This window comes from Oribacterium sp. FC2011 (assembly GCF_000701645.1).
GTDB lineage: Bacteria > Bacillota > Clostridia > Lachnospirales > Lachnospiraceae > Oribacterium.
Genome location: NZ_JNJM01000001.1, coordinates 100,797 through 116,803, shown reverse-complemented (window position 1 = coordinate 116,803; position 16,007 = coordinate 100,797). Strand labels below are relative to the sequence as shown.

At 41.5% G+C, this 16,007-nt stretch carries 8 protein-coding genes; all 8 read left to right on the top strand.

All coding sequences use genetic code 11. The features are described 5' to 3' along the window. The first annotated feature begins 157 nt into the window (after positions 1 to 157). The 8 genes from T357_RS0100455 (at position 158) to T357_RS19725 (ending at position 16,004) form a co-directional block, all read left to right on the top strand. Positions 158 to 5,008: an RHS repeat-associated core domain-containing protein gene (locus T357_RS0100455; RefSeq protein ID WP_031547521.1), complete on the top strand. Its 4,851-nt coding sequence runs from the start codon at positions 158 to 160 to the stop codon at positions 5,006 to 5,008. Between the two features lie 81 nt (positions 5,009 to 5,089). Next, a complete protein-coding gene (locus tag T357_RS0100450; RefSeq protein ID WP_031547519.1) occupies positions 5,090 to 5,449 on the top strand; it encodes a hypothetical protein in 360 nt (119 codons plus the stop codon). 485 nt (positions 5,450 to 5,934) lie between these two features. Beyond that, complete coding sequence (locus tag T357_RS0100445; protein WP_031547517.1) at positions 5,935 to 6,699, top strand: PP2C family protein-serine/threonine phosphatase; 765 nt, start codon at positions 5,935 to 5,937, stop codon at positions 6,697 to 6,699. Positions 6,700 to 6,782: 83 nt separating this feature from the next. After that, positions 6,783 to 9,782, top strand: coding sequence for a protein kinase domain-containing protein (locus T357_RS19740; RefSeq protein WP_049962169.1), 3,000 nt, complete (start codon positions 6,783 to 6,785; stop codon positions 9,780 to 9,782). Positions 9,783 to 9,886: 104 nt separating this feature from the next. After that, complete coding sequence (locus T357_RS19735) at positions 9,887 to 12,373, top strand: protein kinase domain-containing protein (protein ID WP_081827977.1); 2,487 nt, start codon at positions 9,887 to 9,889, stop codon at positions 12,371 to 12,373. Positions 12,374 to 12,497: 124 nt separating this feature from the next. Beyond that, positions 12,498 to 13,811, top strand: a complete 1,314-nt coding sequence (locus tag T357_RS0100425; RefSeq protein ID WP_031547512.1) for a zinc ribbon domain-containing protein — start codon at positions 12,498 to 12,500, stop codon at positions 13,809 to 13,811. Beyond that, entirely contained in the window at positions 13,808 to 14,827 is a 1,020-nt protein-coding gene (locus T357_RS19730; protein WP_049962167.1) for a M15 family metallopeptidase, read from the top strand. Before T357_RS0100425 ends, T357_RS19730 begins: the two co-directional genes overlap by 4 nt. Positions 14,828 to 14,927: 100 nt before the next feature. Next, positions 14,928 to 16,004: a M15 family metallopeptidase gene (locus T357_RS19725; RefSeq protein ID WP_197027283.1), complete on the top strand. Its 1,077-nt coding sequence runs from the start codon at positions 14,928 to 14,930 to the stop codon at positions 16,002 to 16,004. Positions 16,005 to 16,007 lie beyond the last annotated feature (3 nt).

Below are 16,007 nucleotides of genomic sequence, written 5' to 3'. Positions count from 1 at the left end.
ACATAAATCATGTAACTGATGATACAATGACACATGTCTATCCATAAAGATGTGGGAAGGTTTAAACTAATATTATCGCGATTTATATAATGCTGTTTGCAAAGACTCTATTTTGCAATGTGCTAAGTTTGAGTAAAAATATGCTGGAGGAAGAACTATGTCCAATTTTCATGTTAAAAAGAGTGCGATGGATGCTGCCGGTGGTCAGATGGATAACGTATCAAGAAAGATCATCAGCCTCAAAAATCAAATTGAAGCCGTGGTGCGTAAAATGAATATGAAATCTTCTGGGTATGATAGAGTACGCAGGAATCTGAATGCAGCAGTGTCGGCTCTAAATTCAAAGACTGAAAAAGTTAGATACCTTTCAAAAGCTCTGGAACAAATCACAAACGAATATGTGAATACGGAGAACCGTATAATAGGGAATAGCGAGGCGACCGGAACAACCATTGGGAAGATGTTGGAGAACATCCGAAATCAAATTGAAGATGTAAAAGGATCTTTGGGCATGGATTCTGCGGCTGTTTTTAGTAGTGACCCGGTCAATTTGGGCAACGGTAATTATGTCTATGAAAAGAACTTCTTTGACTATGACACGCCAATGCCGCTGACTTTTAGAATGTTCTATAACGCGTGTGGAAGCATAAATGGTTCTCTTGGCAAAGGCTGGCGTCATTCATTCGAGAAGTTTATCGTTATTGAAAAAGATACCATAAGTTTTATTAATGAAGATGCCTCTGCACAGATTTTTAGAAATGGGGACGAAGGTTATCAGGCAGTTCACGGAGCGGTTGGCTCGCTTGAAAAAATTAAGGATAGATACAAATATACAAATGACGAGCATGAATACTATTTCTTTTCCAATGAAGGAAAGCTCATAAGGGAAGAAACTATTGACGGCTGGTGCATTGATCTTTCATACGATGGAGATAAGGTGAAGCATGTTTCCTGCACTGATGGAATTGGAATTAGCTTTGCTTATGATGAGGACGGGCATCTTGTTGGATTGGAAGATAATACGGGTAGGAAGGTGAAATTCCGCTATGTTGATGGCAATCTTACGGAATTGACCGACCCGAATGGTTACATAACTGCATATGAATATGATGAGAAAAACCGACTGACCCGCATTATTTCTCCGACGGGCGACTTGTCAGTACAGAACACTTATGATGATTTGGGCAGAACGCTTCAGCAAAGGTTTGCTGATGGAGGTACTGTCACATATCAATATGACGATGCAAATCAAAGCATCGTTATGCGGCGCCAAAATGGTTCCGAGGTGGTATATTACCACGATACACTTTATCGAAATACGCGCACAGTCTATCCGGTTGGCGAGGAAAATATTGAGTACAATTCAGAAAACAAACGTGTTTCCTTTACTGATAGGCTGGGCCGAAAAAGCCGTTATGCTTATGATGCAGGTGGACGGCTTGAAGCTTTTACAAATCCGTCCGGAAGTCAGCTTACATTCGGGTACAATCAGCATGGACAGCTCAATGAAGTCGCAATTGACGGGGAACTTCTTGGAAAAGCAGAGTATGATGATAAAGGGCATCAAATCAGACATACTGATGCAAATGGAGCGGCGGTTGAATTTGAATATGATAAGTTAGGCCGTGTTATATCGGTTAAGCATGAGGATGACAGCGTTACTTCGCTTCTGTATGACGAGTCCGGAAATGTAATTAGCGTCAATGACCCTGTTACAGGAACAACGAAATATGAATATGATAAGGCGAAGCACGTTATCTGTTCCATTGATGCATTGGATCATGAGACACATTATGAATACGACGCCATGGATCAGCTCACGAAAGTGACCAACGCAGAAGGAAAGAGCCGTAATTATGAGTATGATGCTCGTGGAAATCTTGTCAAAGTAAAAGATTTTAACGGTGGTGAGATTGCTGTTCGATATAACTCGATGAACAAGCCCGTTGAGATTAAGGATGCAGACGGAAATATTACAACATTCGAATACGACTTAATGTCAAACGTTGTTGCGAAAAAGGCAGCTGACGGAGGCATTACAGAGTATACATATGATACAGAAGGCAGAATAACCTCCATCAAGCATCCTATGGGTGGCATTGAAAAAGCCGAGTATGACGCGGTAGGAAATCTTACGCGACGAATCGACGCAAGCGGCGGCGAATTTGTTCTTGCTTACGATGAGCTGGATAGACCCGTTTCAGTAACAGATCCTGTTAAGGGCACCAGAACAGCAGTGTATGATAAGCTTGGAAATGTTACGGATATACATTACGAGGATGGGACAAGCGAACACTTTACGTTTGACTTAGAAGGAAATCGCCTGTCGCACACAAACCAGACCGGTTACACACGCAATTTCAAATATAATTCACTTCGTATGATAACTGAGATTTCAGATTCTCAGGGAGTTATCGCAACATTCACATATGGAGCGGGCGGACAGCTGCTTGCTGAAAAGCATATGGATGGTGCTTCATTGGCATATCAATATGATACAGCTGGTAATGTTATCGATGTTGCTGATAGTATACGGGGTAAATGGAAATTCCAATACGATTCACTTAATCGTGTTGTCCGCGCTGAGCATGTTGGCAGTGGGGTAGAGAGCTACGAATACGATGCCATAGGAAATATTTGCGCAGTGATTGACGGAGAAGGAAATAAGACAACATATGAATACTCAAAGGCAGGTGCGCTCCTTAAGGTAACCGATCCTCTGGGAAATGAAACAGGCTATCAATATGACCCCTGCTATCGACTTAAGGAGATTCTACAGCCTGAAAGTGGGCATTTTGATGCAGCCGCATTAAACGAATTCAATAAGGAGCAGCAGGTTCGCACAACGTCTTACCAATGGGATTTGGACGGAAATATGGTTGCGATGACGGATAGCGGTTCCGGCAGTATGGAGTTCTCTTATGACGGTTGCGGAAGAATCATTTCCAGGAAGGATCAGGAGGGAAACAGCACATCATGCACATACAGGGCTGACGGCACAGAGGATGTGTTGAGATTTGCTGACGGACGAACAGTTCAATACGAATATGATGTTCTTAAGAGACTCGTTCAGATTGAGGACTGGCTTGGCATCACTAGAATAGAGCGGGATGCTGCAGGACGTATTGTTGAAGTAACTGAACATGATGGAAAGCATACAACCTACGAATGGGATGAGAGAGGAAAGTGTATTCAGCTTGCCTATCCTGACGGCAGTAGTGTTAAGTATGGTTATGATGCATTTGGACGGCTTGCCCACAGCAGAGTGGGGGATGCCCAAATTGCATATGATTACTTTGATAATGGCCAGCTTCGCAGTCGTTCTTTCAATGATGGAACACATACAGATTATGAATATGACATAGCAGGAAGAGTGTCATCGCTTACCCACCACAGAGAAAGCGGGGAAATAGCAAGGTTTACATATGAGTATGATGCCTGCGAGCGGAAAAGCCGTATCGTCGAGAAGCTTACCGGAGGACCGGAATCAGATTACACATTCAAATATGATCCGAGAGGCAGTCTGGAAAGAGTTCTTCGCAATGGCTCTCTGATGCAGTCGTTTGAATACGATGTTTTCGGAAATCGCAGTAAAATGACAGCAAATGGTCAGGAGACGTTGTATTCATATGACAATCTCAATCGCTTGCAGTGTAGATCTACCAACGGCGAAAAGCACACATATACATATGACAGAAGAGGCAATCTCACCGGTGAATCAGTCAATGGCGTCAAAAAGCTCACAATGCACTTTGATGCGCTCAATCGCCTGACAAGAGCGGCATCAGAAGCCGGGGAGGCGGAGTATCAGTATAATGGCATGGCAATGCTTTCAAAAGTGTCATGTGTGATGGGTGGAGCGAACAAAGAGACTCGGTATCTATTTGACTATGCGGATACACAGAATCGTCTTCTTGCTTCATCGTGTGATGACAAGTGGGAAGATTATGTTTGGGACACTCAGTTGGTTGCTGCTAAGAACGCAGATGTACAGACAATTCTGCTCATGGATGAGAGAATGTCTAACCGTGCTGCATTGGATGGGGCTGCGACAAGAGTATTTGCATATGACGCCTTCGGCGGATTTGGGGATGACCCTGCACCTCGAAGTGGATTTGGTTTTTCCGGTTATCGATATGACCCGATTACAGGGTATTATGATGCCGGATGGCGGCAATATGATCCGACAAACGGTCGATTCATAAGCCAAGACCCGATTGCAGGCGGACTTATGACGCCTATTACCTTGAATCCGTATCTATATTGTCTGTCTGACCCTGTTAATATCGTTGACCCGACCGGAATGATTGTTGCATGGCTTGCGGGAGGAATTGTTGGTGCAGTAGTAAACGTCGGGACTAAATTTGCCGGCGATGTTGTAAATTCGGTCAAGAATGGTAAGTGGACAGGAAGCTCTTGGGAGAGCTATGTCGGCGCGGCAGCCGGAGGTTTTGTCCAAGGAAGCGTATTTGTCGTTGCCGGGCCGGCAGCAGCAGGCGCCGCCGGAGCGGTAACAGAAACGCTTGTGACCAACGGACTCAGTATGATAACCGGAAGAGAAGGATATCGTAAGGAAGACGGATACGGTATAGGAAGGCTTGCGGGTGATACCATTGTTTCCGGAGTAAAAGGCGCAGCTGCAGGCTTTACGTGGGGCGCTGCTGCCAAGTATCTCAAGATACCGGGTATAACCTCAGGACGTGGGAGCATGGTTGCAGTTTGGAAGCAGGTCATGACAAAAGCACAAAGAGGTATCATTGCAAATGTGACAATGAAAACACTTGGTAAGGGTCTTCTCAGTTACGGCGTTGTTAAAACAGCTGACACCATTATCAGCAAGGGGATCAGTACAGTAAAAGAGGAAGCAAAGAAGTTTGTTAAGAACAAAGCTATCGATTTAATTAAGTATATCTCAAATAAGGATACTGCAGGCGTAAACGGCATTGCACCGACAAGCCTGTACGGAGTACTCGGCGGCGCAAAGGCTGCAACTTGTGCGACTGCTTAATCGGACAGATCAAAAACGGGAATGCAGGCACTGATGTAATGTGCCTGCATTTCCAGCCTTTAGTAAATCAGGAGGGTTCTCATGTTCTCAAAATTATTCTCAAAAAAAAGTAAGACCGTGGTATGTTCTTCTCGGCTCTTGTTTGACATCCTGGCTGACGACTTGAATGATGGTCTCTGTACAGATATTTTTTTTACCGTTGAAGGTCATAAGCACCGCTTCGGAGCTTGGGGCGATAATGGGGAAACGAAAAAGAATGTGATTTTTTACCTGGATAAAAGTGAATATGACAGCTTCGAGAATCTCAAAGCAGAAGGTACTATCAACGGGGCAAATTTCTACGACGCCAATATGTCTGTTATAGTTACGGAGTGTAATGGATGCTATCCTGAAAGCACACCGAGGCTGCTTGCGTTAATGACTCAAACTACGCACCTTTAAACATTGTGTGCTTGTTAAAAGCCGGTTAAGAAACAGGTCAACACTTGAATTCTTATCTACATGGGATTAGGTACTTTTACACTAAGTATATCGGAATGGGCAGCTTCAAATGTCACTTATAATGTCACTTTTGGAGAAGGCAGGGCGGACTGTTCGCTTACATGTAGCTCTATCTACTGCGAATAGCAGAGGTGGAGTTTTTTTCTTAAAGTGACAGCCCATTTTGTTTTATGTTATTTTATCAATATTTAATGTATTTTATCATTTTTTTACATAAATATTAAAACTGATGATAGAATGATACATATAAAAGAAGTTGGACTTTTGAAGATTAATACTATACAAGAATGGATACATCGCAGAGAATCCTGGATGTACTCAGAAATACAGGGGGTGGAGAGTATGGAAAACACTTATAAAGGAACCTACAGCTTTTAGAAAAAATGTGACCAATAATGTATAGAAGAATATGAGTGGTGATTATTATGGAATATAAAATATATCAACTTACATATGAAGGTAATGTTCTTCAAAACAACGAAGACAATTACTATTTAAACGGCCTGTACAAAACCGACACAGGCAGGAACAGGGATGCAAATGACCTTGTTGCAAAGGATCATGCTTTACTTGGTGTCTTTGATGGAATGGGTGGCATTGAGAATGGCGAGATAGCATCATTTATTGCGGCCAAGGCCATGAAAGATTATCAGGAAGGCTTCACTGAAAAATACCAAGAATATGTTGAAGCTGCCAATCAAAAAATATGTGATGAAATATCCCATAGGGGTGAAGGAAGCATGGGATGTACATTTTGCTGCGCCGAGTTAGATGGTGACAAGATGAAATGCTTTAACATTGGCGACAGCAGGATATATCACTGGCATGATAATGAACTTAAACAGATCAGTCAAGATCATACGGAGGCTGACAGACTGGTTTCTATCGGGGCCATGAGTAAAGAAGAGGCAAGAAACAGCAAGTATGGACATGTTTTAACACAGCACTTAGGAATAGATCCTGAAGAAATGATGATAGAGCCATTTGCTTCGGATGATATATCTTTAAAAACCGGTGATTGTATACTTTTGTGCAGTGATGGACTTACGGACATGGTTTCGGACGAGCGGATTTCAGAACGTTTGATGGAAAACGTCACTACAGAAGAAAAGATATGGAATCTTCTCAGAGATGCATTGGATTCCGGTGGCAAAGATAATATAACCATTGTGTTGGCGTTTTGTGAATGAATGGCGGTGACAGAGAATTTCCAGATTGATGTGAAAACTGGAAAAACTCTGAAATAAATATAAGGTTATTATAGGGGAAGAGCATGGAGAATTCTTATTACAAGGGATTGGAACCTTTTTGGGGTGAATGGTACATCGACAAACTTATAGGTGAGGGAAGTTTTGGTAAAGTATTTAGAATTATCAGAAATACTTCGTCAGGACAGGAGGAAGCGGCATTAAAAGCCATAACTATCCCCCAAAACAACTCGGAATACTCTGAGATGCTGTCATATGAATCTGATGAACACACTGTTAATGCCTACTTTAAGGATGCGGTCATGAACCTGAACAAAGAGACTCTCCTTATGGCAGCATTACGCGGTAATAAAAATATCGTTGAGTACCAGGATCATGTTGTCAATGAACATAAAAATGAGGTGGGCTGGGACATACTGATCAGGATGGAATTACTGACATCGCTGACAAATCTGCTGAGAGAGCGTAACTTGAAAAGAGATGAGGTCGTTAAGCTCGGAATCGATATATGTAATGCACTAACCGCATGCCAGAAATACGGCATCATACACAGAGATATAAAACCGGCTAATATTTTCATTGACAAGAATGGAAATTATAAGCTGGGTGATTTTGGTGTGTCCAGAGCCATGGAGAAGACCCAGGGATTCATGTCCAAAAAGGGAACCTACAGCTTTATGGCACCGGAAGTATATAAAGGCGAAAGCTACGGGGTAGCGGCAGATATATACTCCCTTGGAATGGTCATGTATTTTCTTATGAATGCACGTAAGATACCATTCCAGCCATTTGAAAGTAATGGCATTAGTTTCCGTGTCAGAGAAGAGTGTTTAAACAGACGTATGTCAGGAGAAAGAATCCCTGCGCCTACCTTTGCTGACAAAGCGCTGGCTGAAATAATATTGAAGGCGTGTGAATTTAACCAAGAAAACCGATATCATTCTGCAAAAGAAATGGCAGATGATCTCAGCAAACTGATCATCGTAAATCAAAAACAGGATGAGCATACATGGGAATCATCACACATAGAAAGCCGCAAAGAAAACCGTCCTGAGGCACAGTCGGTAAGTACAGAAAATATAGATAATTTGAATGCAGTTCAAGAAAAACATGAGGGACAGATAAAATCTGGAGAATTAGTAAATCGTGAAGAACCGGAAAAACCTGAAGAAATAATAGACTATGATTCAGATTCTGACAGAACTATCGCAATGTTTGAAACATTACCGTTATCCCATAATAGCGATGTAAAATCGCAAGATCAATACACTAAGCCTGTTGAAAAAGTGGCGGATACGGTAATTGAAAACAAGACAGAGATAGCTCCTGAATTTGAGAAGAAGATGGAAGATGATACTCCTAAAAGGGATCCTGCGCCGAAAAAGGAGATGAAAAAAACTACTTTCGGTATATTAATAGCCATAGCAGTATTGATAATCGCAGCAGTCTGTATTAATGGAAAAACCGAGTCAACGTTTGATCAAGCTTTAGAGTATTATTCTAAGGAGGATTACACAAAAGCAAAAGAACTGTTTGATAAAGCCGCCGAAGGTGGAAGTGCAGATGCCATGTATATTATAGGATTCATGTATCAAAACGGAGAAGGCGTTGACCAGGATTATGCAAAAGCCAAAGAGTGGTATACAAAAGCCGCCGAAGGTGGAAATACAGAAGCCATGACTAAATTGGGATTATTGTATTATTTCGGAAATGGTGTTACCCAAGATTATACAAAAACAAAAGAATGGTATGAGAAAGCAATCGAAAGTGGTAGCACGGATGCCATGATGCTTTTGGGTGAAATGTATCAAAACGGAGAAGGCGTTGACCAGGATTATGCAAAAGCCAAAGAGTGGTATACAAAAGCCGCCGAAGGTGGAAACACAGCTGCTATGAATTGTTTGGGTGAAATATATGAATACGGTTATGGTGTAGACCAAGATTATTCCAAAGCCAAAGAGTGGTTTGAAAAAGCCGTTGAAGGTGGAAACACAGCTGCCATGTTGAATTTGGGAATACAGTATTTCGTAGACCAGGATTATGCAAAAGCAAAAGAGCTGTTTGAAAAGTCAGCTGAAGGTGAAGATACTAGTGCCATGTTCATGTTGGGATTCATGTATTCAGAAGGAAATGGCGTAGATCAGGATTATACAAAAGCCAAAGAGTGGTATGAAAAAGCCGTCGAAGGTGGACATGCAGGTGCCATGAATGAGTTGGGAGTAATGTATAAAAACGGAGAAGGCGTCGATCAAGATTATACAAAAGCCATAGAATTGTATGAAAAAGCCGCTGAAGTTGGTAACACTGATGCCATGAATAATTTGGGCAGAATGTATGTTCGTGGAGAAGGCGTCTCTCAGGATTATGCAAAAGCCAAAGAGTGGTATGAAAAAGCCGTTGAAGGTGGAGACGCAGCTGCCATGAATGAGTTGGGAGTAATGTATGAAAACGGAGAAGGTGTCGATCAAGATTATACAAAAGCCATAGAATTGTATGAAAAAGCCGCTGAAGTTGGTAACACTAATGCAATGTATAATTTGGGTGTAATGTATGTTCGTGGAGAAGGCGTCTCTCAGGATTATGCAAAAGCCAAAGAGTGGTATGAAAAAGCCGCCGAAGGTGGAGATGCAGATGCCATGAATAATTTGGGATACATGTATTTAAACGGACTTGGTGTCGACAGGGATTATACAAAAGCCAAAGAGCTGTTTGAAAAAACCGCCGAAGGTGGAAACACATTAGCTATGGATAATTTAGGATATATGTATGAAAACGGACTTGGTGTCGAAAAAGACGCAGCAAAAGCCAAAGAGTGGTATGAAAAAGCCGCCGAAGGTGGAGACGCAGATGCCATTAATAATTTGGGATACATGTATTTAAACGGACTTGGTGTCGACAGGGATTATACAAAAGCCAAAGAGCTGTTTGAAAAAGCCGCCGAAGGTGGAAACACATTAGCTATGGATAATTTAGGATATATGTATGAAAACGGACTTGGTGTCGAAAAAGACGCAGCAAAAGCCAAAGAGTGGCATCAAAAAGCAGCCGCAGCCTCTGGTTCATAATCTTTTATAATGATATACAACGTCAGGAGCAATTTAACTAATGTGGTTTCAGAGTATTTCTAGATTAAAGAGAAATCCGGGAATACTCGGAAACAAAAGTTCAGATGGAAGTAATTCAAGGGGTAGGGAGCATGGAAAACTCTTATTATAAGGGACTGGAACCTTTTTGGGGTGAATGGTACATTGACAAACTCATAGGTGAGGGCAGTTTTGGCAAGGTGTTCAGGATTGTCCGGAATACGTCATCAGGGCAGGAGGAAGCGGCATTAAAAGCCATAACTATCCCCCAAAACAACTCGGAATACTCTGAGATGCTGTCATATGAATCTGATGAACACACTGTTAATGCCTACTTTAAGGATGCGGTCATGAACCTGAACAAAGAGACTCTCCTTATGGCAGCATTACGCGGTAATAAAAATATCGTTGAGTACCAGGACCATGTTGTCAATGAACATAAAAATGAAGTGGGATGGGATATACTGATCAGGATGGAATTACTGACATCTCTTACAAATCTTCTCAGAGAGCGTAACCTGAAAAGAGATGAGGTTGTCAAACTCGGAATCGATATATGTAATGCATTAAGCGCCTGCCAGAAATACGGCATCATACACCGAGATATAAAACCAGCTAATATTTTCATTGACAAGAATGGAAATTATAAGCTGGGTGATTTTGGTGTGTCCAGAGCCATGGAGAAGACCCAGGGATTCATGTCCAAAAAGGGAACCTACAGCTTTATGGCACCGGAAGTATATAAAGGCGAAAGCTACGGAGTAGCGGCGGACATATACTCCCTCGGAATGGTAATGTATTTTCTCATGAATGCGCGTAAGATACCATTTCAGCCCTTTGAAAGTAAAGGCTTAAGTTTCCGAGTCAGAGAAGAGTGCCTGAACAGACGTATGTCGGGAGAAACTATTCCCGCGCCTGTATTTGCAGACAAAGCTCTGGCTGAAATCATATTGAAGGCTTGTAACTTTAACCAGGAAAACAGATATCACTCTGCAAAAGAAATGGCAGATGATCTCAGCAAACTGATCATCATAAATCAAAAGCAAGATGAGCAGACATGGGAATCATCACATTTAGAAAATCGTAAAGAGAGCCGACCTGAAGCACAGCCGGCAAGTGTTGAAAACAAAGAGAATTTAAATGCAGCTCAATATAGACATGAAGAACCAATAAAATCTGAGGAATTAATTAAACGTGAAGAACAGGGAAAACCTGAAGAGTCGGTAATAGTAGATGATGATTTGGATTCAGATAGAACCATTGCTATGTTTGAAACATTACCATCAGCTCAAGGCATCGATGTGAAACCGCAATATCAATACACTAACCCAGTTGAAGAAGTTGCGGATCTGGTAGTTGAGAAGAATACAGAGGAATCTCGGGAAAACGAGAATAATAATGAAGATGATTCTCCTATAAGTGATACCACACCCAAGAAGGATAAGAAAAAAACTAATTATGGTATATTAGTAGTTGTTTGTCTGTTAATAATTCTAGGAGTTTTTAATTCAAATTTAACAAATAGTGGAAGGACAAAGACAAAAAGTGTAAATAGTAAGGACGTCAGGAAAGAAACAACAAGTAGTGAAAATCCTAAGGAAACAACAAGTAGTGAAAATCCTAAGGAAACAACAACTCAAGAAAGTCCAGAACAACGATTTAATAGATATTATGAAATGGCAAAGGGTGGAGATAAATATGGCATGTATCATCTGGCATACATGTATCAATGTGGAGATGGCATAAAACAAGATTATGAGAAAGCAATAGAGTGGTATGAAAAAGCAGCCGAAAGTGGTCATGTTACTTCATTAGAAAGATTAGTAGATTTGGGACTGAGGTATGAAGAAGGAGACGGCGTCGCCCAGAATTATACAAAAGCAAAAGAACTTTATGAAAAAGCAGCTGAGTGTGGTAGTGAAAAGGCTTTGGTTAATTTGTTTGATTTGGGATTAAAGTATGAAGAAGAAGGCAGCAATCAAGATTATGAAAAGGCAAAGGAGTGTTTTGAAAAAGCAGCTGAAGGTGGAGGTGCAGGTGCCATGAATAATATAGGAATATTATATTTTCATGGGAAAGGCGTAGAACAAGATTTTAAAAAGGCAAAAGAGTGGTTTGAAAAAGCCGCCGAAGGTGGTGAAACATATGCAATGGCTAATTTGGGAGAAATGTACTTAAACGGATATGGTGTAAAAAAAGATTATGCAAAAGCAAAAGAGTGGTGTGAAAAAGCGGCAGAAGATGGAAACTCAAAAGCCATAACTAATTTGGGATACATGTATTTATACGGATATGGTGTAAATCGGGACTATGAAAGAGCAAAAGAGTTGTGTGAAGAAGCGGCAAAAGATGAAGTAGCAGCCATAACTAATTTGGGATACATGTATTTAAACGGATTTGGTGTCGACAGGGATTATACAAAAGCCAAAGAGCTGTTTGAAAAAGCCGCCGAAGCCGGAGAAACAACTGCCATGAATAATTTAGGAATTATATATGAAAACGGACTTGGTGTCGAAAAAGACGCAGCAAAAGCCGAAGAATGGTATCAAAAAGCCCGCGAAGCCGGGACCTAAAGCTTTATTGTATGAAATAAAGTTAACACTTCGTTACTGTAGAAAAAAGAAACAATATCTTGTATAATTTCTTTGTGAATTTAAGACATTATTCACAATGGTTAGGTTTTTTGGAGGATTAGAAATGTTTTGTATGAAGTGTGGGGCACAAATTGATGAAGGTAATGCATTTTGCATGAAGTGCGGTGCCAAAGCCCCTAAGATGCAGCCCAATGTGCCCGGAAATGCGCCCGGCAGAACTGATGTTGATGATGACAGAACCGTGATGGCGGACAATCCGTTTTATCAGGCTCCCAATCTTGACGGTTCTTCCGGTTTTAACAATAATTCCGGCTATAACAATGCTTCCGGCTATAACAATAATTCCGGATTTAACAATGCTCCCGGTCCTAACAATTCTTCCGGTTTTAAGGGACAGCTTAGCGGGATGGGCCAGGGCCAGAATGTAAACCAGCCACAGAACAACTTTAACCGGACTGTTCCTTCCGTGAACACTTATAATGGACCTCAGGCACCGTTAAATTCAGGCTTTAATAACATGAACAATGCTGCCAATGCCGGCAACCGTAAAGGCAAGCAGCCAAAGGAAGCAAAGCAAAAGAAGAAAGGCTCTGCAGGACTTGTGGTTGCCATCATTTTCCTGGTTTTGTCTATCCTGGCAGTGCTTGGTGTGGGCGGATATTTTGCATATCAAACCTTCTTCGCTGATTCCCAGTATGAGGCCGTGTCCATCGATGATGAATTAAGTGCTACCAGTAAAAAGAAGGATAAGGATAAAGATAAGGATAGCAAGTCTTCATCCGGTAAGAAGTCAAGCAAGAAATCCGAAACAGAAGAAGAGGAAGATGATAAGGATTCTGCAGCAGGTGCCGCAGATGCCGCTGAAACCGAAGCCGCTGTAGCGGAGACCACTGTTATAGAGACTACCGCAGAAACAACCGCAGCCTTTGTTCAGCCTGTTTATTCTCTCAATTACAAATCAAATTACAGCTTTGCAGGACTTATGCAGGTACCTATGTTAAATGTAACCGAGTCTTCATACCTTGTTCAGAAGGATACCGGTTATATAAATTATGGAAAAAATGCATTTGACGGAGATCTGAAAACCAGCTGGCAGGATGGAGTAAGCGGAAACGGATTAAAAGAGTGGATCCATGGTGAATTTGACAGAACATATAACGTTAAGGCAATTTCATTTGCTCTGGGAAATCACAGGTCAAAGGATTGGTATTTAAAGAACAACCGTCCTTCTATTCTCTGCATCACTGTGGGAGAATGTTACTATGATATCGTATTCCCTGATCAGTACGAAGAATACGTCGTGGAGTTCTCTGAGCCGATTCCTTCTGATTTTATTCTGGTTGGAATCGGAGGCTGTTATCCGGGAACTAAATACAATGATATGACTATTGCTGAGATTGGAGTATATGGAAATTGAGTAACAGGTCAAGAAAAAAGCCTGAAGGGTACAATGAAGAATCAATAAAAATCATATTAATGCTGGCGTGTGGACTCTTACTCCTGTCAGTGATACTTCTGGTTAGTTTATTATTTGTTATCAATCGGGATAAAAATAAAGAATCCACAGAAATAGTAGTGGAAAATGATATTTCTGAAGAGGAATTTGCATCAGAATCTGAGAATAACGAGCAGATGGAAGAATTCCTTCCCGGAACCGAACCGGTCACCATCACAGAGGCTGAAACTCCGGAAGAAACAACTGAGGAAACAACAGAAGAAACTACTCAGGAGACCACTACCGAGGCACCTACAGAACCGGTATATCTTGATAATCTTAACGATTACAGTGCCGGTGATCTGATAAATATGGATTACTTTGATTTTGATAATCCGGAAAAGTATTTTGTGATGCATGACATCACTGTGGGAGATGATGTTTACAACAGGATCATCGGAAAGTCATACAGGGAGAACAATTATGTTCCGCTAAGTTCACTGACTTATATCACCATGCCCCATTACAACTTTAACGGCGTAGTGCAAATGGGTGAAATGATAGTAAGTAAGGACGTTGCCGATGATGTCATAGGAGTTTTCGAGACACTTTTCAGAAACAAGTATGAGATTTATTCCATGCATCTGGTTGACAATTACTGGACAGGTGACCCGGATTCTACCGATTCTGCTTCCATCGATGTTAACAACACATCGGCCTTTAACTATAGGGCTGCAACGGGAAGCTCAAAGCTCTCCAATCATGCTTACGGTAAGGCCATAGACATTAACCCTCAGCAAAACCCATACGTATCATATAAGTCTGGATCACCTAAGTGGTCTCACAGCAATGCCAATGACTACATCAAGCGTGATACGGGTCTTGCTCATGTAATAACACATGATGATCTTGCGTACAAAGTGTTTACAGAGTATGGCTTCAGCTGGGGTGGAGACTGGAATTCGGTAAAGGATTACCAGCATTTTGACAAAAACTGATTTTTGAACCTGGATCTTTACATAGAATGAGGCCGATTAGATCTGCATATGTATGTCAGAAATAAGCGGCGAAAAAATGCGTTTTTTAGAGGAGATCAGCATGAGAAAGCAATGCGCTTTACGAATGTTTAAACTGATAATACCGGTTTGTGCATATGTTGTTATGATGACGGCTTGTCATAAAAAACCGGAAATACCTGAAGATAAAGGCAGTAAAGAAAAGATAGTTCAGAATGATGTTGCAGAAGAAATTACAGAATCTTCAATTGAAGATGAAACGGTCGCTCTGGATTCAACCGGAGCGACTGATTTTGTTTCGGGAACTTCCGGTGAGAAAGAGAGTGATACTCTGGGATCCGTCGGAACAGAATCCGTCGGAACAGAATTTGCCGGAAAAGAATTTGCCGGAAAAGAATCTGCTGAGACAGAATCTGCCGGTACAGGATCCACTGAAACAGGATTCACTGAAATAAAAGAGTTTACCGAACCTGCAATAGAGGTTATCGACACGCTTGACGGTCTTTCTGCAGGTGATGTCCTGACTGAAGAGCAGCTGGATCCTCAGGACATCGACAAGTACTTTACAGTTTCTGAAATCACAGAGGATTCAGATGTTTTCGCTTTTATAAACGGGAAAAGCTACAGAGTACAGACAAGTATACCTCTTGGGAATCTCAGATACTTAAAGCTGCTTCACTGGAATTATGAGGGGATGCCTCAGGTGGGGGAGATCATCGTAAATAAATCCATTGCCGGGGACGTAATTGATATTTTCAAGAATCTTTACCTCCAAAAATATGAAATATACTCTATGAAACTGGTGGACAATTTCTGGACCGGTGATCCCAATGATACTGATACAGCCTCTATGAATGCCAATAACACTTCGTCTTTCAATGATCGTAAAGTTGATTATAGCGGAAGTACATCGAGACATAGTTATGGTATGGCCATAGACATTAATCCAAGGGAGAATCCTTATATTCTTTATGACGGGTCGGGACATGCATATACAACTCAGGATGAACAGGCGGTGACATATATGGATCGCAGTAACCTGAGACCTCATATGATGACCAATGATGACCTGTGCGTAAGACTGTTTAAGTCGAAAGGTTTCAGGTGGGGTGGAGACTGGAGCAGTCTGAAGGACTATCAGCATTTCGATAGAAAATAGTTT

Coding starts and splice junctions, on each gene's coding strand:
- T357_RS0100450 (WP_031547519.1), top strand. CDS start 5,090: ATGTTCTCAAAATTATTCTCAAAAAAAAGTAAGACCGTGGTATGTTCT.
- T357_RS0100445 (WP_031547517.1), top strand. CDS start 5,935: ATGGAATATAAAATATATCAACTTACATATGAAGGTAATGTTCTTCAA.
- T357_RS19735 (WP_081827977.1), top strand. CDS start 9,887: ATGGAAGTAATTCAAGGGGTAGGGAGCATGGAAAACTCTTATTATAAG.
- T357_RS0100425 (WP_031547512.1), top strand. CDS start 12,498: ATGTTTTGTATGAAGTGTGGGGCACAAATTGATGAAGGTAATGCATTT.
- T357_RS0100455 (WP_031547521.1), top strand. CDS start 158: ATGTCCAATTTTCATGTTAAAAAGAGTGCGATGGATGCTGCCGGTGGT.
- T357_RS19725 (WP_197027283.1), top strand. CDS start 14,928: ATGAGAAAGCAATGCGCTTTACGAATGTTTAAACTGATAATACCGGTT.
- T357_RS19740 (WP_049962169.1), top strand. CDS start 6,783: ATGGAGAATTCTTATTACAAGGGATTGGAACCTTTTTGGGGTGAATGG.